Annotated in this window: 25 protein-coding genes and 1 tRNA gene; 16 read left to right on the top strand and 10 right to left on the bottom strand. The window is 65.4% G+C overall.

The genetic code is table 11. The annotated features are described in order from the left end of the window. The first annotated feature begins 12 nt into the window (after nucleotides 1–12). From LT988_RS05675 to LT988_RS05650, 6 genes are read left to right on the top strand one after another with little or no spacing between them, the layout of a single operon-like run. The gene (locus LT988_RS05675) at nucleotides 13–597 is read left to right on the top strand and encodes a Na+/H+ antiporter subunit E (protein ID WP_232409252.1); all 585 of its coding nucleotides are present in this window, start codon (nucleotides 13–15) and stop codon (nucleotides 595–597) included. A gap of 60 nt (nucleotides 598–657) precedes the next feature. Next, entirely contained in the window at nucleotides 658–990 is a 333-nt protein-coding gene (locus LT988_RS05670) for a monovalent cation/H+ antiporter complex subunit F (protein ID WP_232409251.1), read from the top strand. Next, nucleotides 987–1,316, top strand: a complete 330-nt coding sequence (locus LT988_RS05665; protein ID WP_232409250.1) for a monovalent cation/H(+) antiporter subunit G — start codon at nucleotides 987–989, stop codon at nucleotides 1,314–1,316. Before LT988_RS05670 ends, LT988_RS05665 begins: the two co-directional genes overlap by 4 nt. Continuing rightward, on the top strand, nucleotides 1,313–2,266 hold the full coding sequence (locus tag LT988_RS05660; RefSeq protein WP_232409249.1) for a hydrogenase subunit MbhD domain-containing protein: 954 nt from the start codon (nucleotides 1,313–1,315) through the stop codon (nucleotides 2,264–2,266). Before LT988_RS05665 ends, LT988_RS05660 begins: the two co-directional genes overlap by 4 nt. Nucleotides 2,267–2,268: 2 nt before the next feature. Continuing rightward, complete coding sequence (locus LT988_RS05655) at nucleotides 2,269–2,649, top strand: NADH-quinone oxidoreductase subunit K (protein WP_232409248.1); 381 nt, start codon at nucleotides 2,269–2,271, stop codon at nucleotides 2,647–2,649. A gap of 29 nt (nucleotides 2,650–2,678) precedes the next feature. Continuing rightward, nucleotides 2,679–4,499, top strand: coding sequence for a complex I subunit 5 family protein (locus LT988_RS05650; RefSeq protein WP_232409247.1), 1,821 nt, complete (start codon nucleotides 2,679–2,681; stop codon nucleotides 4,497–4,499). A gap of 312 nt (nucleotides 4,500–4,811) precedes the next feature. On the opposite strand, the gene LT988_RS05645 is transcribed toward LT988_RS05650, so the two are convergent. Continuing rightward, nucleotides 4,812–4,885 (bottom strand) — tRNA-Cys (locus LT988_RS05645). Between the two features lie 185 nt (nucleotides 4,886–5,070). Between LT988_RS05645 and rpmB the strand changes: the two genes are divergently transcribed. Both rpmB and rpmG read left to right on the top strand, forming a co-directional pair. Beyond that, a complete protein-coding gene (rpmB, locus tag LT988_RS05640) occupies nucleotides 5,071–5,307 on the top strand; it encodes a 50S ribosomal protein L28 (RefSeq protein ID WP_120798017.1) in 237 nt (78 codons plus the stop codon). Nucleotides 5,308–5,321: 14 nt separating this feature from the next. Continuing rightward, nucleotides 5,322–5,489, top strand: a complete 168-nt coding sequence (rpmG, locus tag LT988_RS05635; RefSeq protein ID WP_093034499.1) for a 50S ribosomal protein L33 — start codon at nucleotides 5,322–5,324, stop codon at nucleotides 5,487–5,489. A gap of 128 nt (nucleotides 5,490–5,617) precedes the next feature. Here rpmG and LT988_RS05630 read toward each other — a convergent pair whose 3' ends face one another. The 8 genes from LT988_RS05630 to LT988_RS05595 form a co-directional block, all read right to left on the bottom strand. Continuing rightward, nucleotides 5,618–7,435, bottom strand: coding sequence for a hypothetical protein (locus LT988_RS05630; protein ID WP_232409246.1), 1,818 nt, complete (start codon nucleotides 7,433–7,435; stop codon nucleotides 5,618–5,620). Continuing rightward, the gene (locus LT988_RS05625) at nucleotides 7,429–9,105 is read right to left on the bottom strand and encodes a tetratricopeptide repeat protein (RefSeq protein ID WP_232409245.1); all 1,677 of its coding nucleotides are present in this window, start codon (nucleotides 9,103–9,105) and stop codon (nucleotides 7,429–7,431) included. Before LT988_RS05625 ends, LT988_RS05630 begins: the two co-directional genes overlap by 7 nt. Then, a complete protein-coding gene (locus LT988_RS05620) occupies nucleotides 9,102–10,076 on the bottom strand; it encodes a VWA domain-containing protein (RefSeq protein WP_332460546.1) in 975 nt (324 codons plus the stop codon). The genes LT988_RS05625 and LT988_RS05620 overlap by 4 nt, the downstream gene beginning before the upstream one ends. 49 nt (nucleotides 10,077–10,125) lie before the next feature. After that, nucleotides 10,126–11,169: a VWA domain-containing protein gene (locus tag LT988_RS05615; protein ID WP_232409244.1), complete on the bottom strand. Its 1,044-nt coding sequence runs from the start codon at nucleotides 11,167–11,169 to the stop codon at nucleotides 10,126–10,128. A gap of 8 nt (nucleotides 11,170–11,177) precedes the next feature. Further along, the gene (locus LT988_RS05610; RefSeq protein WP_232409243.1) at nucleotides 11,178–11,804 is read right to left on the bottom strand and encodes a DUF4381 domain-containing protein; all 627 of its coding nucleotides are present in this window, start codon (nucleotides 11,802–11,804) and stop codon (nucleotides 11,178–11,180) included. Then, nucleotides 11,804–12,721: a DUF58 domain-containing protein gene (locus tag LT988_RS05605; RefSeq protein ID WP_232409242.1), complete on the bottom strand. Its 918-nt coding sequence runs from the start codon at nucleotides 12,719–12,721 to the stop codon at nucleotides 11,804–11,806. The genes LT988_RS05610 and LT988_RS05605 overlap by 1 nt, the downstream gene beginning before the upstream one ends. A gap of 16 nt (nucleotides 12,722–12,737) precedes the next feature. After that, on the bottom strand, nucleotides 12,738–13,694 hold the full coding sequence (locus tag LT988_RS05600; protein WP_232409241.1) for an AAA family ATPase: 957 nt from the start codon (nucleotides 13,692–13,694) through the stop codon (nucleotides 12,738–12,740). Nucleotides 13,695–14,368: 674 nt separating this feature from the next. After that, entirely contained in the window at nucleotides 14,369–15,154 is a 786-nt protein-coding gene (locus LT988_RS05595) for an IclR family transcriptional regulator (RefSeq protein ID WP_232409240.1), read from the bottom strand. A gap of 329 nt (nucleotides 15,155–15,483) precedes the next feature. Between LT988_RS05595 and LT988_RS05590 the strand changes: the two genes are divergently transcribed. The 8 genes from LT988_RS05590 (at nucleotide 15,484) to LT988_RS05555 (ending at nucleotide 22,496) form a co-directional block, all read left to right on the top strand. Continuing rightward, nucleotides 15,484–16,653 (top strand): hypothetical protein, encoded by a 1,170-nt coding sequence (locus LT988_RS05590; RefSeq protein WP_232409239.1) that lies wholly within the window; start codon nucleotides 15,484–15,486, stop codon nucleotides 16,651–16,653. Between the two features lie 362 nt (nucleotides 16,654–17,015). After that, nucleotides 17,016–18,580, top strand: a protein-coding gene (locus tag LT988_RS05585; RefSeq protein WP_232409238.1) for an IS3 family transposase whose coding sequence is annotated in 2 segments (ribosomal slippage) — nucleotides 17,016–18,270 and nucleotides 18,270–18,580 — 1,566 coding nt in all. Because the reading frame shifts where the segments join, the coding sequence is not laid out codon by codon here. A 71-nt stretch (nucleotides 18,581–18,651) separates the two neighbouring features. Beyond that, nucleotides 18,652–19,059: a nucleotidyltransferase family protein gene (locus LT988_RS05580; protein WP_232409237.1), complete on the top strand. Its 408-nt coding sequence runs from the start codon at nucleotides 18,652–18,654 to the stop codon at nucleotides 19,057–19,059. After that, entirely contained in the window at nucleotides 19,049–19,528 is a 480-nt protein-coding gene (locus LT988_RS05575; protein ID WP_232409236.1) for a ribonuclease toxin HepT-like protein, read from the top strand. Before LT988_RS05580 ends, LT988_RS05575 begins: the two co-directional genes overlap by 11 nt. 574 nt (nucleotides 19,529–20,102) lie before the next feature. After that, entirely contained in the window at nucleotides 20,103–20,426 is a 324-nt protein-coding gene (locus LT988_RS05570; protein WP_232409235.1) for a hypothetical protein, read from the top strand. Beyond that, on the top strand, nucleotides 20,414–21,208 hold the full coding sequence (locus LT988_RS05565; protein WP_232409234.1) for a hypothetical protein: 795 nt from the start codon (nucleotides 20,414–20,416) through the stop codon (nucleotides 21,206–21,208). Before LT988_RS05570 ends, LT988_RS05565 begins: the two co-directional genes overlap by 13 nt. Then, the gene (locus tag LT988_RS05560; protein ID WP_232409233.1) at nucleotides 21,195–21,743 is read left to right on the top strand and encodes a BREX protein BrxB domain-containing protein; all 549 of its coding nucleotides are present in this window, start codon (nucleotides 21,195–21,197) and stop codon (nucleotides 21,741–21,743) included. The genes LT988_RS05565 and LT988_RS05560 overlap by 14 nt, the downstream gene beginning before the upstream one ends. A gap of 15 nt (nucleotides 21,744–21,758) precedes the next feature. Beyond that, a complete protein-coding gene (locus LT988_RS05555) occupies nucleotides 21,759–22,496 on the top strand; it encodes a hypothetical protein (protein ID WP_232409232.1) in 738 nt (245 codons plus the stop codon). A 226-nt stretch (nucleotides 22,497–22,722) separates the two neighbouring features. On the opposite strand, the gene LT988_RS05550 is transcribed toward LT988_RS05555, so the two are convergent. Next, nucleotides 22,723–24,117: an IS1380-like element ISTro1 family transposase gene (locus LT988_RS05550; protein ID WP_232406659.1), complete on the bottom strand. Its 1,395-nt coding sequence runs from the start codon at nucleotides 24,115–24,117 to the stop codon at nucleotides 22,723–22,725. Nucleotides 24,118–24,176: the final 59 nt, after the last annotated feature.

Raw genomic sequence — 24,176 nt, 5'->3', positions numbered from 1 at the left:
GACCATCGATCGATGACGACCGCTGGGAATGAGCTGCCCCGGACGACGCTGTTCGTGATGCGCTCGGCGTTCGTCCGTTGGTCCGGTTTCTTGCTCGTCTGGCTGCTGCTCGCCGCGCCAGACCTCGCCGGTCCCATCATCGACAACCTTGTCGACCTGCTCGTTGGCGTGTTGGCGGCGGCTGTTGCGGCCTGGACCAGTGTGTGCCTGCTGCCGCCGACGCCGGGGAGCCTGCGGTATGGCGCGCTGTTTCGACTCGCGGCGCGTGTCCTCCGCAATTCGGTCGTCTCCGGCTTTTCGTTGCTGCCGCGCGTCTTTGGGCCAAGACTGTCGATCGCACCGGGTTACCTGGCCTATCCGGTCCGCCTTGCACCGGGACCGGCACGCGCTGTTCTCGGCGCCCTCACCAGCGTGGTGCCGGGCAGCCTGTCGGTGGGTACGGATCGGGACGGGGCTTTGGTCTATCACTGTCTGGATGTCGCACAGCCGGTTGCGGAAGATCTTGCCATTGACGAGGCACTCTTGATCGAGACCCTGTGCAACAAGCTCGATGTTCGGGATGCGGCGTCATCCCCGGACGGTGACGCGCGTGCGTAGCGGTGGAGCGTACAGCGCGTCGCAGCCCCGGCGAATGCGGCCTTTGGTTCAGGGTCGGCCATGAGCAGCTTTCTTCTCGCCGCCGCCGCCTTCGTTCTGGGCACGGTCGCCTTGGGTTTGTGGCGCATCCTGCGTGGGCCAAGGGACGTCGACCGGATGCTGGCCCCCCAGCTCCTGGGGACCGGAGGCGTTGCGGCCCTATTGCTGCTGGGTGAAGCATCTCAGGAAGCCGCCATCGCCGATGTGGCCATGGTGCTGGCGTTGCTCGCGGCCTTTGCCTCGGTCGCCTTCGTCGTCGGCGCCATTCGCCCGGAGCTCAGCCCGGAGCCCGGCTCGGAGCCCGGAACAGAACTGGCCCCGGATCGTGCTCCGGCGCACGAGGACGCCCGATGAGATTTGCGTTGGACCTCTTCACCATCGTCATGGTCTCCCTCGGCGGCCTGTTCTTTCTTGCCGGCACGATCGGACTGCTGCGCTTCCCGGACACCCTCACTCGGCTCCATGCCCTGACCAAGGCGGACAATCTCGGTCTGGGCCTGGTGGTGCTGGGCTTGTTGGCCCAAACGAGTTCGCCGTTGGGTGCGCTCAATCTAGTTGCCCTGTGGCTGTTGGCCCTGTTGGGCGGAGCCGTGGTCGCTCAGTTCATGGGCGCAGCGGTGCGTCCCGCGCGCTGGCGAACCGGCGGCGTCTCCGGGGCTCGAGAGGAGGAGGGCGGATGAGTCTCGGCTTGATCAGCGACCTGGTGTTGGTCTTGTTGGTCCTGAGCTTGGCCGTCTGGATGAACATTGCCCGCACGGCCTATCGCGCGGTGGTCGGTTTCGTCGCCTACGGACTGTTGATGACCCTCATCTGGGTACGGCTTGCGGCCATGGACGTGGCCATGACCGAGGCCGCCTTGGGGAGCGGCCTCACCGGCATCCTGCTGTTCGGTGCCGCGTCGCGCCTGGCGCCATTCGAGGCCGCAGAACGTGCCCGTGCACCGGGCCCCGCCCTGCGGTTGCTGATCGGGCTGCTCTGCACGGTGGTCGCTGCCGGGCTTGGGGCCGTGGTGCTCTTGCTGCCCGAGCCTGCCCCCACGCTCGCCCCCTTGGTGGCGGAGAATCTGTCGCCTACCGGCTTGCAGAATCCGGTCACCGGGGTGTTGTTGGCCCATCGCGCGGTCGATACCTTGCTGGAGTCGGTGGTGCTGTTGCCGGCCCTGATCGGTGTCTGGTCCGTCGCGGCGGATGCCGATTGGGTCGGGCGCCCGAGCGCATTGCCGCGCCCGCCGGCGAGTGAAGCCTTGACCCTGCTGGCCCAAGTACTTCCGCCGTTCGGTATCCTGGTCGCCATCCACCTCGTCTGGATCGGGGCCGATGAGCCGGGCGGAAAATTCCAGGCGGCGGCGGTACTGGCGGCGATGTGGGTCCTGGTCATGATGGCGGGTCTGCGGCAACCTCCGCCCGTTGTCGCCCGCGGTTGGCGCGAGCTGTTGGTCGTCGGCGCCTCGCTCTTCATCGCCATCGGCATTGCGGGCATCTGGCTGGCGGACGCCTTTCTGGCCTACCCGGAGGACCTTGCCAAGCCGCTCATCATCGCCATCGAGGTGGCCTTGACGGGTTCGGTCGCCGTCTTTCTGGCCCTGCTGCTTGCAGGGCCACCGGCGGGTGCGCACCGCCGCGAGGTTTGATCATGAACGGCACGACCCTCTTCGGACTCGGCGCAGCCGCTTTGGTGGGGCTGGGGCTGTACGGGCTGATCTGCCAGCCCGGCGCGCTGCGCAAGATCCTCGCCTTTAACCTCATCGGCAGTGGCATCTTTTTGCTGTTCGGCGTCATCGCCAAGCGGGGCGGCGGTGCCCTGGCTGCGGCCGGCAGCGGCAGCGATGGCGACCCGGTCCCGCAGGCGCTGGTCATTACCGGGCTGGTGGTTGCTTTCGCTGGGACCGCGATCGCCGTCGCGCTGCTGGTGCGGCTCGCCGAGACGGCTGGTCGCTCGACCTTGGACACCGATGCGCAGGATGCCTCTTCGCTCCCGGCCGATGCGAACCCCCCGGGCGAGCGACTGCCGTGAGTCACGCGCATGCAATCTTTGCGTTTGGAGTGAGCAATCTAACGGACCTGGGCGGTGTCGTCCTGGTCTTTCCGATGATGCTCCCGATCGTCGGGCTGCTCTTGGGACTGGTCCTGGGTGGACGCTACCTGGGGCGCCTCGTGCTGGTGTTGGTGCTGCTGGGGCTCGCCGCGGCTCTGGCCATCGGGGCGGTCGTGCTTGTCGGCGGCGAGGCGTTGCAGTATCTGCTCGGTGACTGGAGCCCGCCGCTCGGCGTCCGCTTGGAGGCGGATGGACTCTCCGCGGTGATGTTGGTGACCAGCGCCGTGGTCATGTTGGCGGTCGTGCTCTACGGGCAGCGGGCATTCCGCATCCCTGGCGGTGAGTCCGAGACGCGGACGTCGCTGGTCTTCTGGCTGCTGCTGCTCGGGGTCTGGGGCGGGCTCAATACGGTCTTTCTCGGACAGGATCTGTTCACGCTGTTCGTCGCGTTGGAACTCTTGACCTTCTCTGCGGTGCCGTTGGTCGCGCTGAGCGGCAAGCCGGAAACCCTCGCGGCGGCCCTGCGCTATCTGCTTTTCGCGCTGGTGGGATCGGCCCTCTATCTGTTGGGCGCGGTGCTCCTCTACGGCAGCTACGGGACGCTGGACATCGGTCTTCTTGCGGAGCGAATCGCGGGGGCGGACCGATGGCCGCCGTCGTTGATCGCCGCCATCGCCTTGATGACGGTCGGTCTGCTGGCCAAGACCGCGCTGTTTCCTCTGCACCTGTGGCTTCCGCCGGCGCATGCGGGCGCTCCACCTGCCGCGAGTGCCATTCTGTCGGCCCTGGTCGTGAAGGCGTCCTTTTTCCTGGTTATCCGGATCTGGTTCGATCTGATGCCGGGGTTATTGACGACGGCGGGGGTGCAGATTCTGGGCGCCATGGGGGCAGGCGCCATCCTGGTGGGTAACCTCGTCGCGCTGCGGCAGGTAAGGCTCAAATTGCTCATCGCCTATTCGACCCTGGCCCAAATCGGCTATCTGTTTTTGCTGTTTCCGCTGGCGGCGGGGGCCGAGGCGGCGGCCCTGACCGGCGGCATGCTCCAGGTGGTGTCCCACGCCTGTGCCAAGGCGGCCATGTTCATGGCCGCTGGGCTGATCGCTGCGGCGATCGGTCATGACCGGATCAGCGGGCTCGGCGGCATCGCGCGCGCCTTGCCTGTCACGGTTTTGGCGTTTGGGCTCGCCGGCCTGGCGTTGCTGGGGCTGCAGCCCAGCGGCGGCTATCTCACCAAGACATTGCTAACGTCGGCGGCCGACGCAAGCGGTCAGTGGTGGTGGGGGCTGGTCATGCAGGCCGGCGGACTGCTCACCGCGGCCTACCTGTTTCGGGTGCTTGGCTACGCCGTCTTCGGCGCGCGGTCTGGCACGCCATCCGGCGCTGAGCGATTGCCGATCTTGATCCAAGCTCCCGGACGCTTGCAGGAATTCGTGGTCCTGATGCTGGCGCTGTGCGCGCTGTTGCTCGGGCTGCTGCCGCCTGTTGCCTTCGACCTGCTGGGCGTCGGTCGCACCGGCATCGATGCCGGTGCGGTGGTCTCCATTGCCATGGCCAGTGCCTTCGACTGGGCCAAACTCTGGGGTGATCTTTGGCCGGTGCTGATCGTCGGGCTGCTGGTGCTTGGGGCGGTGCCTTGGCCCGACCGGGGGTCTGCTATTCGCACCGATTCGGCGGGGGCGACGCCCAGCGTTACCGGGCGTGCGGCTGTTGCTGTCGGTGTGGTGTTCCAGCGGGCCGACGGTGTCTTGCGGCATTGGCCCGCGGCGGGTCTGTCGTTGTTGCTTTTGCTTCTTGGGCTGGCGGGCAGCCTCGTCTTCGGGTCTCGATAAGGAGGGCGAGGGGCGTACGATGACGGGCTGCAGCGGATGCGTGATCCCGGCTGCTATCGCCTGGCCTTGTTCACCGTGGGCGTGGAACCCATGCGGAGAGGCTCGGACGGCGCTTGCCTTCCGTGGGAGACATGTTGCCCCTTGATCTGTCGGCAATGTGCCGTCGCCGGCGACCGCGATGTTTGTGGCGTCGACGGACAAACCAGACGAAGGACGCGTGGCATTGCCCCTCGAGCGAGTGCAAGTGACCAACTTGCAGTGGCACTTGGGGCGTTTCGAGACCGCGGGGTATTCTGTAAGTGACTGTTAATATGGAGGCTGAGCCCGGAATCGAACCGGGGTGCACGGCTTTGCAGGCCGCTGCATGACCACTCTGCCACTCAGCCCGAGCCCGAAAGTATAGTCGCGCTGTCCGTACTTGTCACGGGGTTGCGGTGGTCGAGGAAACGCGTGCGCACGTCGGCCGCTGACAACGACAGGGAATTTTGCGTTGCGTCGAATCGCGGAACCATGTTAGCTTTCCGCTTCTTTCTACCCCGAAGCACGACCTCCGAATTCTAGGGATTCCGCCATGTCCAAGGTATGCCAGGTCACCGGTAAGCGCCCGATTACCGGCAACAACGTCTCGCACGCGAACAACAAGACAAAACGCCGTTTTCTGCCGAATCTGCACGACCACCGATTTTGGGTCGAGAGCGAGAAGCGCTGGGTCAAGCTGCGGGTCTCCACGAAGGGTATGCGCATCATCGACAAGCGTGGTATCGACACCGTGCTCGGCGAGATCCGCGCACGCGGCGATAAGGTCTAACCGGAGGGCACACCATGGCCAAGGCAGCACGCGATAAAATCCGGCTTAATTCCAGTGCCGGTACGGGTCACTTTTATACGACCACCAAGAACAAACGCAATCAGCCGGGCAAGATGGAGATCAAGAAGTTTGATCCCGTCGTCCGGCAGCACGTCATGTATAAGGAAGGCAAGATCAAATAGCGTCTTCCATAGCCGGAGGGTCTCCGACTCTCATACCGGCACTTAGAAACAAGCCCGCGCAAGCGGGTTTTTTTTGGCGCCGGTGACTGCGTAGAACGAACGACCGCGGTCAACTGCCGGATCTAGGATCAATGACCGGGGTTCAATGCGGGCAACGCGGCGCGTTTGATCCGGGCGCCCCGACCCTTGCTTGGACGCAGCCCGGCGCTGCGGCCGACCTGCCGCATGAAGTCGCGTTTCCATCGCTCGAAGTCGAGTCCCTGTCGGCCGTAGAGCGCGGCGTCCAACTCCTGCATCAGCCGGGTCAGGGCTGTCGGATCCGCGTGCGGACGCAAGCTGAGGATCATGCGGATTAGATTGGGCTGGGTGGCCTCGCCCTGGAAGCGCAGCCGGCTGCGGGCGTCCGCTTCGAAGCGGTCGCACCAGTCGATGGGATCCGAGGCGCGATTGGCGTGGTGCACGCACATCAAAAACCGGCTGCTCGCGGGGAGGGCCCCGGCCACGGCGGCGCGTATGCGTACCGCCAAAGGTTCGGGTTGCAGACGACGGGCGAGGCGACTGAAGCGGTTGCCGATGAGAGCAACGAATGCTCGGAGTCTGCCGACGAGTGCGTCCGCCGGAGGCGTTCGCGGCCGATCCGCCGTTCCTCGTTTGGTGGCGTAAAAGACGCCGCCCCAATAGCCGGCGATTAGCAGCAGAAGACCCGTCAGCGGGAGCCAGACGACGCTCCAGTCTTCCGCGGTCATCACCGAGGAGGGCATGCCCAAGGGGCCGCTCTCCCCGCCGATGCTCAAGGTGCGCATCGGCAGACTCGCGACCTCCCGGGTGCCCAAGTCGGTGTTCCACCAGGGTACGCTGATCTCGGGCAGGGTCAGTCGACCGGAGGACTGAGGGACTAGCGTGTAGTACTCGGTCCGGCGGGCGACCAGATCGCGGCGGTTCGCCGAGAGCCCGCCCTCCGTCAGCACCTGCTCGCGATAGACCCGATGATCCGGCCCGTCGAGTTGGTCTTCCAAGCTCGGCAACTGAGCGACAGTGCCTCCCGTGGCGACAAGCTCCAACGCCAGCGTGACCGGCTGCCCGGGGACCAAGGTGGTCTCGCGGTCGATGTCGGCCTTGAGACTCAAGGATTTCAACGGGAGCCAAGGGGTCACGGCGCTCATCGCCGGTCGGACCTGAAGGCGAATCGGGCGGTCGGTCACCGACTCGAAGCGCTGCACGCCCCGGCCCGCGCCTCGCACGGCTCCCGTCACCTTGATGGCCGGAATCTCGATATTGCCCGGCCGCAACGGGATCAGGGTCACGATGAAGGTATTGACGATCTCGCGCCGGCCCCCCTCCGCGGCCCGCGACTCAGGGGTCGGCCCATCCAGGCGCCGTAGGAGTGCGTCTCCGGTTGCCGGGAGGTCGAGCGTGGCCTCGTCGGGGTTCTCCGAGGTGATCAGCCGAAGACGCAGCAGCAGGGGTTGCTGCACATAGGGCTCCGGCTCGTCGAGCATCGCTTCGAGCCGAGGCGGCGTTGTTTGGGGTTGGGGCTGATACTGGCTCGGATATTGGCCTGGGAACTGGTTCGGATACTGGTTCGGATACTGGTTCGGATACTGGCTCGGATACTGGCCCGGGAGCGGGCCATAAGCGGGTGCCTGCGCCTGCCCCGGCGCCTGACCAGGCGCATAGGCCGGTGGGGTGCCCTGTGGATACGCCGGCGGGGTGCCTTGCGCGTTGGTCGGTGGCTGCGGGCGGAATTGCCAGGCTCCGGCCTGCGGCGGGGGTTGGCCGTAGGGTCCCTGAGGCTGGAACGGCTGCTGTCCCGGGGGGCCGTAGGGCCAGGCGCTTGCCGCTTGGCTGAACAGCACCATCACCAGGCCCATCACCACGCCCGGCCCCGGAATCATCCGCGAGGATCGCGTGGTGGGACGCCGCAGACCGTCGGTGCGCGTCACCATGGACGATTCTCCAGGATGGGCGTACCCGTCGTCTGCATCCAACGCAGCTCCTCGAGGCGATACTGATTGCGGATCAAGAGTGACGGGTCGCCCTCCACCTGCTTAAGCCGCTGCTCCATCACGGCCATGCCCGCACCCAGGGCGGGCGATCCGTCGATTGCGCCTCGCTCGTCCGTCGCGTCTTCACCCGCTTGGTCGCCGGGCCGATCACCGAGTTGATCGAAGCGCTCGGTGGCCTCCGGCTGTGCCTCGGTTCCGAGCGCTTCCAGCGGCTTCACCTCTGCCGGACGGGGCGGACCCGCACGGGGCGTCTGCCCGTTGGCATCGTCTGTGCCGTCCTCGTCGCGTTCGGGCTGGCTCGGATCCGAGCCCGGGGCGTCCGAGCGCCCTTGATCGGCTGAATCGGGCTCTTCGCCGTTTCGGTCCGGTGATTCGGGCTCCCCGCGACTCGGGTCACGCCCGTCCTTTGCATGGTCCCCGGGCGATTCCTCTTGTGGTGCTTGCGTCGGATCCTGCTCGCCGTCGTCGGGCTTGTCCTCTTGCGGTGTTGCCGAGGGGTCGGTCGATGGCTTGGATTCGGGCCGGTCTTCCCCGCCGGTCTCATCACCGGCAGTCGAGTCGGAGGGCTCGTTGTCCTTGCCCGACTCCGAGTCGGATGTGGTTTCCTCCCCGGATGTGCCCTGCGGCGTGCTACTTTGCCCGGCGCTGCCCCGATCGCTGTCGCTCTCGGGTTGATCGGATTCGCCGGTCTCCGAGTCGGTTGCGCTGTCCGGTGCCGAACCGGTCTCCTCGGTGTCATCGGCGCCGCGTGCGTCGCTGGATTCGCCCAGGGCTTGACCCTCGGCGGGTTCGGAGGTGTCGGTGCCTTGCCCTTGACCCGCTTCGTCGCCTTCGCCCTCGGTCTGCGACTCGCTTTGCTGACCCGAGCCCTCGGACGATTCATCTTGCGAGCCGCTATCCTCGCCTTGCTCGTCGCCGGATTCCTCGCCTTCGGATTCCTCTTGCTGTTCCGCGCCTTCTTGTTGCTCGGATTGCTGTTGTTGCTCCCCCTGCTGCTGGTCCTCGGACTGCTGCTCCTCATCGGATTTCTGCTCGTCCTCGGACTTCTGCTCATCCTCGGATGGCTCCTCAGTCCTTTGCTGTTCCTGTTGCTGTTCTTCTTCTGATTCCTGATCGCGTTCTTCGGGGCTTTGCGTCGGATCGTCACCTTCCTCTTGTTCCGACTCGTCGCGAAACTGCTCCTGCTCGAGCCTCGCCAGAGTGGCGCGGGTGATTGCGAGGTTGTGCGCTGCGTCCGCGTGACTCGGATCCTCGCGCAGAACCGACTCGTAGGCCGTCGCGGCGCCCGCATAATCGCCGCGCTCGAATCGGGTGTTGCCGAGGTTGTAACGGGCCGACTGGCCCTGCTTGCCGTGCTCGGCCTCGCCGAACGCGTGTTCGGCTTCTTCGAGCCGTCCCGCGCGATACAGGGCCACGCCTTGCCGATAGGGATCGGAGAACGACTCTGCGGCGGCGTCGAAGTCACCCGCCTCATAGATCTCGAGCGCCTCCTGCTCGGACGTCTTGAACCATCCGGCGACCGCCGGATACGGCAGGCAGACGGCGAGCATGACGAGCGTCGCGGCCGAGCGGGAAAGAACACCTCGGCACAGAATCGACGCGGCGCTCATGTGGAGGACCTCCGCCGCCGAATCGGTGCGCGGAAGCGGGTCAGCAGAAGCAGCATGACGAGAACGACGGGGATCCAGAAGCGCTCGTTCCACACCCGGGTGCGCTCGTCGCTCGATTGCGGCGGCAGGCGCGAGACCGAGACCGCGCGCAGGATGGCGTCCGAGTCCGAATCACGATAGTCGGCGACCCGATGGATGCCGGCCCCGGATTCTGCTAGACCCGCCAAGAGTGTGGCATCGAGCGAGGAGCGGATCGGCTCGCCGCTGAGATCGCGGATGACTCCGCCGGCCGGCCCCGGCACCAATCCGCCCTCTGTCGTCCCGATGCCCAGCGTGTGGATGCGGATCCCTCGGGATGCCAGCCCCGCGAACTGCTCGGGGAGGTCAGGCTCCTCGAAGTCGCCGTCCGAGATCAAGAGGATCGAGCGGGCGCTATCCTCGGGGAGGCCCGCCAGGAGTTGCTCGGCGCGCACGAGTGCCGCGCCCACGCGGCTGCCCTGCAGGTTCGGGTCGGCGAGGTCGCTCGAAAGGGCGGGCAGGGCGTTGAGGATCGTCTGGGTGTCTTCGGTGATCGGCGAGATGACATGCGGCACGGAGGCGAAGACGATGAGGCCTATGCGGGCCTCGCGGTTCTTGCGGATGAGGTCGCTGATCTCGTGACGGGCGCGGCCGAGCCGGCTGGGGGTGACGTCGGTGACCTGCATTGAGCGGGAGATGTCGAGTAGGATCAGGAGGTTGTTCCCCGGATGGAAGAGCCGCACGTCGGTGGCGTCCCAGCGCGGTCCGGCCATTGCCGTGAGGACGAGCGCCCACAGGAGACTCCAAGTCAGAAATCGGCCCCAGCGCTCGGTGGTCCGCAGATCGCGCGTCCCGGTCAGATGCGGCAGCAGGTGTGGATCGGCATAGCGGTGTAGCGGGCCCTCGGCGGCGCGCGCCGCGCTGCGCTTGAGCCAGAAGGCGACCGGGAGCAACGCCAGTAGGCCGAGAAATCACAGCGGTTGTTCGAAGTGAAAGCCGCCGTCAAACACCTGCAGTCCTCCCGACGAAGCGCTTCCGACCTTCCGGGAAGAGACCGAGGCCGAGCAGCGCGATCAGGGCGAGCCCGAGAGGCCAGCGGTAGAGCGGCTGAGGGAGATAGGCGGTGCGAGTCTCGGCCTCGGTCTTCTCGAGCTGGCCGATGCGTGCCGAGATCTCCTCGAGCGCGCGGGTGTCCGTGGCGCGGAAATAGGCCCCTCCGGTGAGCTCGGCGATCTCCTCTAAGGCGCCTTCGTCCATCGTCAGATCGTCGCGGTAGCGCACTACGCCCTCTTCGAGGATCGGGATGCTCGCCTGCTTGCTGCCGACCCCGATCACGTAGACGCGCACCCCGTTCTGTCGGGCCACCGTCGCCGCCTCGCTCGGTGCGAAGCGTCCGGCATTATTGTCCCCGTCCGCGATGACGATCATGACCCGCGATCCCTCGGGACGTTCGCGCAGCTTCACCACCCCGAGCGCGATGGCGTCGCCCAGCGCGGTGGCCGGCCCGGCAATGCTCGGGACGATCCCATCGAGCAACTGACGCACGGCCAGCCGGTCCAGGCTCAGCGGCGAGAGCACGAACGCCTGGCTGCCGAAGACCACCAGACCAACGCGATCGCCGCTGCGACCCTCGATAAAGCGGCCCATGACCCCGCGGACCACGCTCATGCGATTCACCGGACGGCCATCGACCGTGAAATCCAGTGCCTCCATCGAGTGCGAGGCGTCGACCGTGATCATCAGGTCGTAACCGGGCGTGCTGATCTCGGTGTACGGCGTCAGCCACTGCGGACGCATCAGCGCCAAGACCAGCGCAATCCAAAGCAGATAGAGCAAGGCTCGATACAGCCAGCCGGTGAGCTGAAGACCGGGGCGTCGAACGGTAAAGGCCGCTTGAAGTGCAACGATCTGCGGGTGCAGCAGGGTGACACGTTGACCTTCGAGCGTCGCCTCGCCCGGATCCTGCGCACGTTCCGGCCAGAGCCAGGGCAAGAGGAGCGGCAACGGCAAGAGGAGTGCAGCCCAAGGCCAATGAAACTCAAACATGGCGGGTCTCAACCACGGGCATTCCCTCGCGCTCCGAGCCTCGGCAGGCGTCGGATCAACGGTTGGATCAGGCGCTGGCTCAGGCCGCGGCGCCGGCCCTGCGGCGCATCGCGGACCTCGACCCAGGCGAGTGCCGCGTCGATCAACGAGAGGAGATCCTTCGGGCCGACACGGCTGCGCAGTGCGCCGGCCGGTGCATAGGGTGCGTCGATCAGGATGCGTCCCCGCTCGTGCCAGTGGAAGCCGTTCGGATCCTGTGCCGAGAGCCAATCAAGCCAAGCCGTTCCGGTGAGGCCCGCGCAGGCCGGCCGGCCGAGTCGGGCCATGGCGATGCGGCGCAGCAGCTCGGAGAGCTCGCCCAGTGTCTGCTTGGCGTCCTGCCCCTTGCCGGCGCGGCGCTTCAGATCACGGAGCGCGGCGGCGGCCTCCCAACGCCAACTGCCGAGCGTGATGCCGGGGATGGGGATCCGCAGACTGAGCCGGGCACGCGATCGCCAAACAAGGAGGACGAGCAGCGTCAGTGCGATCGCCAGCAGCCACCAGCCGGGGGCCGGTGGCCACCAGGGGATGGGCGGGATGTCGTGGATGTCGCGGAGCATCGCGACGGGTGGCGAGGGAGCGAGGATCGGGTCCATTACACCGCTCGCGAGCGCGCTCGCTGCTCTAAGGCACGGATCAGGCTGAGATGGATCTCGGCGTCGGTCCGCACCGGGAGGAGGATGATCCCGAGGCGATGGACAACCGCCTGGAGCAGGGCCCGCCGCTCTTCCCATGCCGCGCGATAGCTGCGCCTGGCTTCCGGATCGTCGGTGTCGACCTCGACCAGGGTGCCGTCGGTACCGGTAAAGGTGGTGATGCCCATCGCCGGGATCTCCCAATCCGCCGGGTCGTCGACCGGGATCAGCGCGACCGAGTTGCGCTGTCCCAGGTCGCCGAGGATCGCCTCCAGTCCCATGGCGTCGCGATTCAGGTCGGCGATGACGAAGACGAGCGAGCCGGTCGGGAGCCCCGAGGTTGCCCGCCGAAGCGCACCGCCGAGACAGTCGATGGACGGATCCAGCTCGGCACCGGGCACGGTCAGTGTGCGCAGCAGTTGCCAGAGCGCGCGGCGACCGCGCGAAGGACGAAAGTGCTGGAGTCCGGTGGTGGGGTCGCCGAAGACCAGGCCGCCAACCCGATCGTTGAGCCGACTTGCCGCCCAACCGATCAGGGCCGCCGTGCGGGCCGCCTGTACCGACTTGAAGGTCCCACGCGTGCCGAAGGCCATGTGCGGACCCTTGTCGACACAGAGCACCACCGAGCGCTCGCGCTCCTCGCGGAAGATCTTCATGTGCGGCTCGTTGGTACGCGCCGTGACCTTCCAATCCATATAGCGGATGTCGTCGCCCTCGCGGTACTCGCGCACCTCCTCGAAGTTGACCCCGGCGCCGCGAAAGACCGACGCATAGAGTCCGGCGAAGGTCGAGTTGACCAGATGGTGCGAGGGAAGCCCGAGCGTGTGAGCCTGATGGCGCAGCTCCAGCAGGTCGTCGAGACGGGGATAAAGACTCATCGTGCCGCGGCCGATCTCAGGGGATGGCCACCAGGGTCAGGAGTCGATTGACGAATGCATCCGTGGTCACCCCCTCGGCCTCGGCCTCGAAGGTCAGCAGCAGACGATGGCGCAGGATCTCGGGAACGACGGCCTGAATATGGTGAGGCGCGACGAAATCGTCGCCGTCGAGCCAAGCCCTGGCACGAGCGCAGCGGGCCACCGCGATACTGGCGCGCGGCGAGGCGCCGAACCGACACCAGCGCCCCAGATCGGAATCATAGAGCTTGGGCTGGCGGGTCGCCTGCACCAGGTCGACGATATAGCTATGCAGCTTCGGATCAAGGTAGAGCCCGGCGACGTCGCGACGCATCGCGAAGAGATCGGCCTGGCTGAGGCGTTCAACGGGTGCGACCTCGGGCTCCTTCTGCTGGCGGGCGTCGAGCTCGAGGATCATCAGCTCTTCGTCGCGGGTGGGATAGGTGACGACTGCCTGCATCAGGAAGCGGTCGAGCTGTGCCTCGGGCAGGTGATAGGTGCCTTCCTGCTCCACCGGGTTCTGGGTCGCCAGCACCATAAAGAGCTTCGGCAGCGGGTAGGTCTTCAGACCGACCGTGATCTGGTGCTCGGCCATGGACTCCAGCAACGCCGATTGGACCTTGGCCGGTGCGCGGTTGACCTCGTCGGCGAGCAGGATGTTGTGAAAGAGCGGGCCGGGCCGGAACTCGAACTCGCCCCGTTCGTGGCGATAGATGTCGGTGCCGATCAGGTCCGAGGGTAGGAGATCCGGCGTGAACTGGATGCGGTGGAAGTCGCCCTCGAGCGCGTCGGCGAGGGCCTTTACCGCCGTCGTCTTGGCCAGCCCCGGCATCCCCTCGACCAAGAGATGCCCGTCGCTCAGCAGGCAGATCAGCATGCTGTCGATGAAGGATGCTTGTCCGATGATGCGGGAGGCGATGTGGTCGCGAACGGGCTTGAGATCGCTTGGCGTCATGCTCTGTTACGTCTTGTCCGGGTGGCTGACTGCTTGAGGGGGCGTGGATCGCCGATTCTTCCGATCGGTCGCGTCCGACCACTTAATGCTGTGCCTTTTCCGGGGCAAGTGCAAGCCTCGTCCGGACCGGCGGGCTTGCTCAATTTATCAGTACATTCAGATGTTTTATCCGGTTGCATGCCGTATCCGTGTCGGCGGAAATGAGCCGTTCCGGGTCGCGATAACCGTCCGTCGACTCGACAAGGAACGGCTGTCGCTCAAGGCTTGACAAATCGGTTGTACACATGGGCTCAAAGAGTCCTCTCGCCCCTTCCTTGATCTTTAAAACGATCGAGCGCCGACCGTGCACGAAACGTCAATATCTTGTTTCTAAATGGTGTATTTCAGCCGATCAAGATCTGACCGATCTGTTTTCAGTCAAGCAACCACAAGCCTTCAGGCGCGTTGACCAGACTTTCTCCACATCCTTATCCACAGGTTCTGTTGGCATCTCAGAAATGCCTACTGATACAGATGTGTTGCCGTGCAGTTGCGAGTGCGGGGCGAAGGTGTTGCGGCTAAGTTGCCAAAAGCGGGAACTCTGGTTCGAGGCGGTGCGGCTCTAACGGCCGGTCCGGGATGGTGGACTGCGGTGACCCGGTCGTTGTCTGCGTCTCGTCCGGCCGGCGGGGCGATCAGACCACGAGGGATTGTGCATTCGGTGGCTGATGGCCGAGCTGCGCCGAGATGCGCTCGGCGGCCTCGATGAGATCGGCGGTCCACTCCAGCCGGCGGCGCTCGATCGGGGCAGAGACCGACAGCCCGGCGCTCACGTTGCCTGTGCTGTCGTAGAGCAGGACGCCGATGCAGCCGACATCGAGCTCGGCCTCCTCGTTGTCCAAGGCAAATCCCTGCGCCAGGGAGTCACGGCATTCGGCGAGCAGGCGGGGAAGGGTGCTGACGGTGTTGCGGGTATAGGCGGGTAGGTTGGTCCGTGCGGCATAGGCCCGAATGGCCTCCTCGCCGGCGGCGCCCAGCATGAGTTTGCCGACCGCGGTGACGTGTAGAGGGGCGCGCGACCCCACCAGCTGCTGCACATGAATCATCCGATTCGGCGTCGCCTTCTCGATGTAGACGACCGCGTCGCCCTCGCGGATGGTCAGGTTTACCGTCTCCCCCAGCCGGTCGCGCAGCGACTCCATCACGGGTCGGGCGATGGCGCGGACATCGACGTTGGCGTGCAGTCTGACACCCAATTGCAGCAACCGCAGCCCGAGACGGTAACGCCCGACCGAGTCCTTCTCGACGAACCGGTTCTGGATCAGCGAGGCGAGGATACGATGCGCGGTCGAGGCATGCAGCCCCGTCTCGGCGGCCAGGATCTTCAGACTCACGGGATCGGAATAACGGGCGATGGCGTCGAGCAGGGCGGCGGCCCGGTCGATGACCTGAATATGCGGTGCGATGCCTTGTTCGGACATGATCGGCTCAGTCCAGTGTCTCGACCGCGAAGCCCACCACCTGTCGGCGTTCGCGAAACGTTTGGATGCCGATGGGCAGGATCTTCCGGGTCATAGAATGGGTCTGAACGGCGAGATGGCATGGCGTGATTGTAGACCTCGGCGAGCGCGCGGCGAACCCGACGGACGGAAACGCCGATGGTGTCGGCTGATGGGCCCGCCTGCGCGGCTGCCTCGGGGTTCACGAAACGAGATCCGGTGCACTATGCTCGGCGATCCAATGCGCCTTCTCCCGACGCGCAGCGCCTACCGCGCTCGAGCCCCTCGATCATCACCCAAGGACGATACCCATGATCCTCTTCAAGCTGCCCGTTAAATTGACCTTGTTGCTCCTGTCGGCCATCGCGGCAGGCGTGCTTTGGCAACAGGCGCAATTGAACGTCCTGGCCTTGAGCCGCATCGACCCCGTGCCCGAGACACGGGCGATGGTGGCCGAGGAACGCTATGCGGACGCGGCCGACTATCTCGACTTCTTCATGGCCTATGACTACGTCAATCAGGATCCGGCCGCTCGTGCGCTGCGCGCCGAGATCGAGGCCGTGCGCGACAGCGTCAGTTATCAGGCCGGTAAATTGGCCGAGGGTCTTTTCGACGGCACCAGCGACGAGACCATCGGCAATCTGGCGAGCGTCGCCACGGACTTCTTCGTCATCGGCGACATCCGCGATCTCGCGAAACAGGGGATAAACTACGCTCAAGGCGAGGACGTCGACGAGGTCGTCACCGCGCTCGCGTCCATCGGCCTGGTCGCCACCGCGGCGCAGCTCGGGAGCGGCGCGGCGACGGTCGGCACCGCCGGGGCGGCGGCCCCGACCGTCGCGGCGAGCACCACGGCCAAGGGCAGCGTCATCATCCTCAAGACTGCACGCAAGCTCGGCAAGCTTCCGCCCTGGCTCGGCAAGGCTTTGATCAAAGGCGCCAAGACGGTCAAGCAGACCAAAAAGCTCGACGCGGTCACGGATCTCTTCGGCGACGTCTATCGGCTTGCCAAGACCCGTGGTGGCCTGACCCTGTTGAGCAAGACCACGGACGCTGCCTCGCTGCGCCGCATGGCGAAGCTGGCCGATATCTTCGGCGATCAAACTGCGACCCTCTACCGGATCGGCGGCACCAGCTTCGTGCGAACCGCGCAGCGCGCGGGTGATCTGGGTGTCGACAGCATCAAGGTCGCGGCGACCTACGGCAAAGGCGGGCTGCAGGTCCTCGACAAGGTCGGTGCACTGAAGTTTGCGAAATTCACCGCCCGTGGGAGCAAAATGGTCTATAAAGGCAATGTTATTCAGGTCTTTGCGCGTCTGTTCGTCAATGTGCCCGATTGGGTGTTGTACCTCTTGGTCGCGCTCGGGGCCTTCGTGTGGGTGCCTTGGCGGTGGCTCGGGCGGCTCCGGAGGCTCGCGACGAGGAAGCATACGTCTCGATCGCTCGCTCCGTCAGATCATCCGGCACGGCTCTGCGATTGACTCGATCGGGCGCGTGACCACGGCGCCGACGCGAGGTCGGCGCGGCTCGAACTCAATCTTCCCGTAGGCGCGGGGGCTGGACGAAACCCGCGTTTCCGGTAGACGGGGCGCGGGAAGGAACCCGGCCAGGCGACGTCGCAACTGCTAAGCTGCCGGTGTCCGGTTTGATCCGGCATTGCTTCCATCCCCAGGTGTCAGGATAGATGTCGCCTCCCTTTGGGAGAATGTGTGGGAGGATGGGGCATCACCGACCCGGGGCTTTGCGCCCTCCGGGGTCAGCCGGGAAGGAGCCCGAAGGGCGACTGACGGCTGACCCCGGAGGGCGCGGCGCAAGCGCCCCGAGGCATGAGAAGGCGAGCGACATGACAACCTATTCGAGCGAACTGAAAGACAGCATCCTGACGAAGCTACTGCCGCCCAACAACGTCGGCGTCCCGCAGTTGGCCGCGCAAACCGGCATCCCGCGCGACACCCTCTACGGCTGGCGGCGCGAGGCGTTGGGTCGGGCGCGTCGACCACGGGCATCGACGGTGCCTGCCGGGACGCTCGGCAGCGAGGAGAAGTTTGCCGTGGTGATGGAGACCGCCACCCTCAATGAGTTGGAGCTGGGCGCGTACTGTCGGCGCAAGGGCCTGTTCGCCGAGCAGATCAGCGCGTGGCGCACGACCTGCCAGCAGGCCAATGCGCCGCTGACGAGCACGACCGAGCGGGCCGAGCGGCGCGCCGAGCAGGCGGAGATCGTGCGCCTGGGTCGGGAGTTGCAGCGCAAGGACCGGGCCTTGGCCGAAGCCGCCACGTTGCTGGTGCTCCAAAAAAGTCCGGGCGATCTGGGAGGAGCCAGAGGACGCTCGCTCGCCTATGAGCGGCGCGTACAAGTGAGCGAGTACATCGCCCAAGCCTGTGCCGAGGGCGCCCGCCTGAGTCGCGCCTGCGCCGCCGTGGGGCTGTCCGAGCGCACCCTGCAGCGCTGGCGTCGCGACGGGGCGATCGGCGGCGACGGGCGCACGCGCGAGCACCGGACCGAAGGCGCGGTACGCACCCCGGCCAATCGGCTCTCGCCCCACGAGCGACAAGCCGTCCTCACAGCCGCCAACGCGCCCAGGTTCGCGAGCTTGAGTCCGCATCAGATCGTCCCGGCGCTGGCCGACGAGGGCTGCTACCTGGGATCCGAGTCGACCTTCTACCGCGTGCTGCGCGACGCCGGGCAGCTCGCCCGCCGCGGTCGCGCCAAGGCGCCGACACGGGTGCGCCCGCAGCCGCTGGAGGCGACCGGGCCGAATCGGGTTTGGAGCTGGGACATCACCTACCTGGCCAGTACCGTGCAGGGGATGTTCTTCTATCTGTACCTGATCATGGATGTCTACAGCCGCAAGATCGTCGGCTGGGAGGTCTACCCGCAGGAGTCCGCCGCGCACGCCGCCAGCGTCCTGCACAAGGCCTACCTGCGCGAAGGCGTGCACCCGGGCACACTGGTCCTGCACTCGGACAACGGCTCGCCGATGAAAGGCGCCACCATGCTGGTGATGCTCCAGCGCCTCGGGGTCGTGCCGTCCTTCAGTCGCCCGGCCGTGAGCAACGACAACCCCTACTCGGAGTCGCTGTTCAACACCGTCAAGGGTCGCCCGGACTTCCCTCCGATCCCTTCGACGGCGTCGAGGCGGCACGCCGCTGGATGACGACATTCACCGCCTGGTACAACACCATCCACCTGCACAGCGCGCTGAAGTTCGTCACCCCGGCACAGCGCCATCGCGGCGAGGATGTCGACCTGCTGGCACGGCGCGACGCGCTCTATCAAGCCGCCAGAGACGACAACCCGACGCGCTGGTCCGGACCCACCCGCAATTGGACGCCGCCCGCTTCGGTCTTGCTCAACCCGGGAAAACCCCCTCGTGAACAGGAGAAGGCCGACACGAACATGACATGATTGATGCGACAACTACCTTGACACTTACCGCCATTGGAAGCGTCGCTCAAACCAACCCATTGTCAATGCACATGACACACCCGCACCCGCCAGCATCGGATCGCGCCTCACGCGGACGAACAGTTACCCCGCGCCGCTTCGACTACAGCGCACTCAAGGCGCGTCGGGACGCGCAGCGCAATGAGTCCGCGAGTCTGTCCGCACGATTGCGGGAGCAGGTCGAACGCGAGGGTGCAGCGGTATTTCGCCGCTACCGCGCGACTAGAGCCATCGCGTTCGGTTCATTGGTCGAAGGCCGGGCTCACGCGCGCTCGGACATCGATTTGGTCGTGTTGGGAACGGACCCTGCCGACTACTGGGCGTTGCGGCGCGATCTGGAAGAGACCTTCGGGCGCCCGATCGATCTCCACACCGAGTCCGATGACGCTCGTTTTGTCTCCAAGGCCATTGCGCGGGGCAAGCTGATCTATGCCGCATAACATCGCACTGCTGCGCGCCGACATCGAAGACGAGTTGGCCAAGCTCGAAGCGTTGGCGCGGGTCTTCGCCACGGTCCGCGAAAAGCTCGACCTGCAGCCCGCCGAGATCTCCGTCTACGACCGAGGCGCCATCGGCTACTTGCTGCACAATTTCTACAGCGGCTGCGAGAACATGTTTCGGCGCATCGCGGCCTTCTTCGAGAACGACATCGGCACGGACACGTGGCATGCCGAGCTGCTGCGCCGCATGAAGCTGAGTGTCGAGGGCTACCGACCGGCGGTCATCGATGATGAGCTGTACCGGCTCTTACAGGATTTTCGCGGCTTTCGTCATGTGTTCCGCAACCCCTACTCGTTCGAGCTGGATTGGGAGCGCGAGCGGCTGGTGGCGCTCCGCTTCGAGACGACGCTGAGTTTGGTCCGAGAGCAGGTTTTGGCCTTCCTGGATGGATTGGATGAGTTGCGATAGGGGCGCATCTCGCGGCACGTGCCCCGCGGCGTACTGGAAAGCCGTCCCGGCAGCAGCGCCTGCGCGAAGACTCCATTATCGTTGCCGCTGGATAGTGGCGAGACGGAATGAAAAGAAGTGATTTAAAGCAATAGGTTGCGGCGTCTTCCATTATCTGGTCTGGCCTGCGGGTCCATTGACGGAAAAAATTTTGGAGCCGATGCGCACCCCGCTGCCTGTGCGAGTAAACCGGCTGCCCAGGAGCACGAATCCCGACGACCTGTGGTTGTCGTTCACTGTTATTCCACGAGAATTCATCAGAGCAATCCGCGCTGCCCCTACCGGATTCGTCCACCACTTTTGCAGCAACCTGCGGTCCAGCTAGGGCTTGGCGGATGAACGATAACGAGGGCGCCGCCAGCATCGCGGATCAAGCACGAGGCGCCGCTATGCCTCGGCTGAACCGGAGAATCCGGTCCAAGGAACACGCGGCGTTGCAAACGCATCCCGACGGACTCGGCACGGTGCGAGTATGATCGCTCCGCGAACTGTCACTGTGCTCAAGACGACCCAACGGAATCGGGACCTACCATCCATGCTCCAGCTGGAAGCCATCACAAAGGACGCGCAGCTCGCCGGGCTCGACCCCAACGATATCGTCCGCGTCGTCAGTGTCGAGCCGGTCGGCACCGATGCGCTCACCGTCTACTTCAAGGGGTCGGACGGCAACCTCGCCGAGCAGATGTTGCTCCCCACCAACCGGGCTCGTCTGGTCATTGTCGGTGTCAGTTGCAGATTCCAATGCGCAGACTGGGCTGCACAGCGGGATGCCTATGTTCCGGAGGACCTGTTGCAAGGCTTGCGACAGCGAAAACGGCCTGGCGGCAGTTCTGACGGAGTGTACGATTGTTTTCGGTAGACCACCCCGAACAGATGATTCGGTTCGGTTTCAAGTTCGGCAAGGGCGGCGCCCACGCGGCGCGGACGATGATGCTGTCCGAGCTTCAGCGTCTTCTCGAAGTCGCAAAAGATGAATGGGTGCGGGACGACTACCGCACGGCTGTCGTCGAGGAGAACGTGCTCGACAAGCCGACGCTCAATGCGCGCAAGTTCACCTTCCGACACCTGCGCAACCTGTACATCCTGGACCCTGGAACCTGCCTGTTCCGGATCTTTCGTGAGCTGTGGGCTCAGGATCGGGACGGACAGCCCGTCTTCGCCCTGCAAATGGCTCTCACCCGCGACGCACTGCTGCGCGACAGTGTGTCATCGGTTCTTGCGACGCCAGAGGGACAGCGTTTCGAGCGCGAGGCGATTGAGCGGTTGCTGTCTGAATCGGATGAGGGGCGTTTCACAGCTGCATCGCTGAAGTCGTTCGCCCAGAATATCAACGGCACCTGGACCCGAGCCGGCTACCTGACTGGACACGTCAACAAGACCAGGTCGCACCCGGTGATCACCCCGGCGAACGTGACCTTTGCGCTGTTCCTAGGCTATCTAGAGGGTCGTCTCGCACGCCGCCTTTTCACCAGCGACTGGGTCCGCGTGCTCGATCTCCCCGAGGAACGGCTGATCGAGCTAACGCAGGCCGCGGCGCAGCGCGGCCTGTTGGTGTTTCGCCGCACCGGCAGCGTCATGGAGGTCCGCTTCCCGGACTATCTGACCGAGCAGGAACAGGAGTGGCTCAGTGAGCAGGCTTGACCGTCTCGTCGAACGCTACGCGGAGCACATCGCCACGCCTTGGCCCGAGGGTCTGTCCGGCATCGAACGCGTGATCTTCGTCGTCTACCCGCCGGCGGACGAGCTGAAATTTCGGGTCTACATCGACGAGTTCGAGCTTCGCACACGCGACGCCGGCCACGGCTGGAGCCTGCTCGATCTGACCGACGCCTTCCCGCAGTGGATGGCCGCCCAGCGTTACCGCGACAAATACTTCCGCCGCCCGGAGCTGCTGGCCGGGTACCCCGAGGGCCGGCTGACCGAGTTCACCAAACACCTGGTCGAGAGGACCAGCGCGCACATCGAGCAGGCTTCAGCGAATGACGTCGTTGCGATGGCTGGGGTCGGAGCCCTGTTTGGCGTCTCCAGCGTCTCGACTGTCGTCGACCAGGCCGCCTCCGCCATCAATGGCCGGTTAGTCGTCTTTTTTCCCGGCGAGGTGGAGGACAAGACCTACCGGCTGTTGGACGCACGCGATGGCTGGGGCTATCTGGCGCATGCCATCACGACGGACTGAATCAGGGAGATGACCATGCACAATCGCGACATCTACAGCAAGGACCCCCTCGCCAATCGGCTGATCAACAACGGCGTCGCCGAGGTCTCGGAGGATCGCTCCCAGGCCGCGCTGGAGATCCTCCGCTACGAACTGGACACCTTCGTCTGCGACGGCGAATACGCCAAGGGCCTGCAGAAGATCCTGGAGATCTATCTCGGCAATCTCGGGCAAGCCCCCGAGCAGCCCGGCGTCTGGATCAGCGGCTTCTACGGCAGCGGCAAGTCGCACCTGGCCAAGATGCTGCGCGCCCTGTGGGTGGACGGCGTCTTCGACGATGGCGCCACGGCGCGCAGCATCGCCAGACTGCCGACCGACATCAAGGACCACCTCCGGGAGCTGAACAACCAGAGCAAGCGCTACGGCGGCCTGCACGCCGCCTCCGGCAAGCTGGGCTCCGGCGCCGGCAACAATGTCCGCCTCGCCCTGCTCGGCATCGTCTTCAAGTCCGCCGGCCTGCCGGAGAAATACAACCAGGCGCGCCTAGTCCTCTGGCTCAAGCGGGAGGGAATGCTCGAAGCGGTCGAGGCGACCCTTGCGAAGAATGGCACGAGCTTGGAGCGGGAGCTGCCGGAGCTTTTTGTCTCTGACGACCTGCACGCCGCCCTGTTGGCGGCCAAGCCCGAGCTGGCGCCGGACGTCCTACACGTCGGCGACCGCCTCATCGCCCAGTACCCCGAGGTCCAGGACGTCTCTAACCCGGATGTTTCATAAACCGACACAGCCGACACTGGCCTCGCGGATTTGCGCGGCGCTGGGCGTCACCGAGGGCGATGACCGGGACGCCGCGGGGGTTGAATGGTGGAAATACCGAGCGGCAACGGGCTTGATCAACGGGGCACGAGTAGTTTTGTCGCCGCGCAGGCGTACGATGCCCTGCCCGAGGTGGGCATAGTCGTCGTGCGCGTGCTGAAATCCCCGTGCGGGGATGTATGTGCGTCTAGGCGGGCGCCGCCCGGGGCTGCGCGTTGAAGAGCCTCTCGGTGACCTGCTGCAACAGCGTCTTGACCGGACAGCTCGAGGGCAGGTGCAGGCGCACGCGGTCTTTGTACTGCACCACGCGCACGGCGAGCTTGAACAGTTTGATGATCACGGTGGCAGGCTGGGCGTTGGCCAGTTCCGTGCCGACGAGGACCTCGGTGCGCAGCGTTTGGTGCAAGACGTAAGCGGCGCAGGAGAAGAACAAGCGCATCTGATTGGCCAAGAAGGTGCTGTCGGAAGTGCGATCGCTGGCCAGATCGTTCTTGATCATTTTGATGAAGTTCTCGTCCTGGCCGCGCGCGCAGTACAGATCGCGGTAGACGCACTCGGGACTGGGCAAGTCCAAGGAGGTGACGACGAAGCGGAGGTTGTCGCCGCGCGCCGTCACCTCGGCTTTGAGGATGGTCCGACACGCGCCGGGCCAGGAACCGGCACGGTAGTCAACCTCGTGGTAGGTGCGGGTCCGCTCGGGTACGTCGGCGTCGGCGCGCCGGGCGTTCTCGATGCGCAGCGCATGGAGCTTGCGGGCGTCGGCCAAGAACGGCTCGGCCCGTGGCGTGAGAGCCCGGTTACCCGCCAGGCCGAAGATGAAATCCGTCAACGGATCGGCCATCGCCAAGGCCATCAACTCGGGGTTGGAGAAGTGTCCGTCGCCGCGCAGGATGATGCGTGTGCGTGGCCACGCGGCCCGCAGCCGCTTGAGCACGCGCTTGAGGATCATCGCGTTCTCGGCGCCGGTGGGGCGCTTGCCGGGACGCAGCACCGCGGTGATGAACTTCCCCGAGAGGCCCTCGAAGAGAAACAGCGGCAAGTAGCAATGGTTGCCGTAGTGATGATTGTAGAACGCGAACTCCTGCTGGCCATGGGTGGCGTCTTCGGAGTGGTCCATATCGAGCACGATCACCTGCGGCGCCTTCGGGTAGCTGGCGATGAAGGCCTCGACGAAGGCCTGCGCCATGCGGTAGAGGTCGCGCGCGCCGACCCCATTCTCCAAACGCGAGAAGGTCGGCCCGCTGGCCAGGTCCGTCGTCGCATCCAGCGGCTTGCGCTCCAGCCCCAGCTTGAACAGCGCATCACGGCGCAGCGCATTGGCGTCGTTGCCGTCTTCGTAAGCACAGGCGATCTGGTAGACCCGTTGCGCGATCAGCTCACGCATCGGATGGGTGGTGTAGGACGGATGGCGCCAATCATCGATCGCTGCGCTCAACCGCTCGGTCAGGCCGATCTGCCGATCAACCCCGCGCAGAATCATGGGGCCAAAGTCAGACGACATGGCGCCGCCGTCGAAGTCGCCGCGGACCGTGAAACCGGCGACCGGGGGAAAACGCAGCTGTTCCGGGGTAGACTCGGGCATGGGCGACCTCGTTTAGCTTCTTCCGAAGCGTTCTTGGCGGAACAGCCATTTTATCAATG

The organism is Thiocapsa bogorovii (assembly GCF_021228795.1).
GTDB classification, from domain to species: Bacteria; Pseudomonadota; Gammaproteobacteria; order Chromatiales; family Chromatiaceae; genus Thiocapsa; species Thiocapsa bogorovii.
Note: the sequence above shows the minus strand (reverse complement) of the source record. Positions and strands in the feature narration are given on the sequence as shown.

Excerpts from the sequence above, each read along its gene's own strand:
- LT988_RS05675 (WP_232409252.1), top strand. The coding sequence starts at position 13 with ATGACGACCGCTGGGAATGAGCTGCCCCGGACGACGCTGTTCGTGATG.
- LT988_RS05670 (WP_232409251.1), top strand. The coding sequence starts at position 658 with ATGAGCAGCTTTCTTCTCGCCGCCGCCGCCTTCGTTCTGGGCACGGTC.
- LT988_RS05665 (WP_232409250.1), top strand. The coding sequence starts at position 987 with ATGAGATTTGCGTTGGACCTCTTCACCATCGTCATGGTCTCCCTCGGC.
- LT988_RS05660 (WP_232409249.1), top strand. The coding sequence starts at position 1,313 with ATGAGTCTCGGCTTGATCAGCGACCTGGTGTTGGTCTTGTTGGTCCTG.
- LT988_RS05655 (WP_232409248.1), top strand. The coding sequence starts at position 2,269 with ATGAACGGCACGACCCTCTTCGGACTCGGCGCAGCCGCTTTGGTGGGG.
- rpmB (WP_120798017.1), top strand. The coding sequence starts at position 5,071 with ATGTCCAAGGTATGCCAGGTCACCGGTAAGCGCCCGATTACCGGCAAC.
- rpmG (WP_093034499.1), top strand. The coding sequence starts at position 5,322 with ATGGCCAAGGCAGCACGCGATAAAATCCGGCTTAATTCCAGTGCCGGT.
- LT988_RS05630 (WP_232409246.1), bottom strand. The coding sequence starts at position 7,435 with ATGGTGACGCGCACCGACGGTCTGCGGCGTCCCACCACGCGATCCTCG.
- LT988_RS05625 (WP_232409245.1), bottom strand. The coding sequence starts at position 9,105 with ATGAGCGCCGCGTCGATTCTGTGCCGAGGTGTTCTTTCCCGCTCGGCC.
- LT988_RS05615 (WP_232409244.1), bottom strand. The coding sequence starts at position 11,169 with ATGTTTGAGTTTCATTGGCCTTGGGCTGCACTCCTCTTGCCGTTGCCG.
- LT988_RS05610 (WP_232409243.1), bottom strand. The coding sequence starts at position 11,804 with ATGGACCCGATCCTCGCTCCCTCGCCACCCGTCGCGATGCTCCGCGAC.
- LT988_RS05605 (WP_232409242.1), bottom strand. The coding sequence starts at position 12,721 with ATGAGTCTTTATCCCCGTCTCGACGACCTGCTGGAGCTGCGCCATCAG.
- LT988_RS05600 (WP_232409241.1), bottom strand. The coding sequence starts at position 13,694 with ATGACGCCAAGCGATCTCAAGCCCGTTCGCGACCACATCGCCTCCCGC.
- LT988_RS05595 (WP_232409240.1), bottom strand. The coding sequence starts at position 15,154 with ATGTCCGAACAAGGCATCGCACCGCATATTCAGGTCATCGACCGGGCC.
- LT988_RS05590 (WP_232409239.1), top strand. The coding sequence starts at position 15,484 with ATGATCCTCTTCAAGCTGCCCGTTAAATTGACCTTGTTGCTCCTGTCG.
- LT988_RS05580 (WP_232409237.1), top strand. The coding sequence starts at position 18,652 with ATGACACACCCGCACCCGCCAGCATCGGATCGCGCCTCACGCGGACGA.
- LT988_RS05575 (WP_232409236.1), top strand. The coding sequence starts at position 19,049 with ATGCCGCATAACATCGCACTGCTGCGCGCCGACATCGAAGACGAGTTG.
- LT988_RS05570 (WP_232409235.1), top strand. The coding sequence starts at position 20,103 with ATGCTCCAGCTGGAAGCCATCACAAAGGACGCGCAGCTCGCCGGGCTC.
- LT988_RS05555 (WP_232409232.1), top strand. The coding sequence starts at position 21,759 with ATGCACAATCGCGACATCTACAGCAAGGACCCCCTCGCCAATCGGCTG.
- LT988_RS05550 (WP_232406659.1), bottom strand. The coding sequence starts at position 24,117 with ATGCCCGAGTCTACCCCGGAACAGCTGCGTTTTCCCCCGGTCGCCGGT.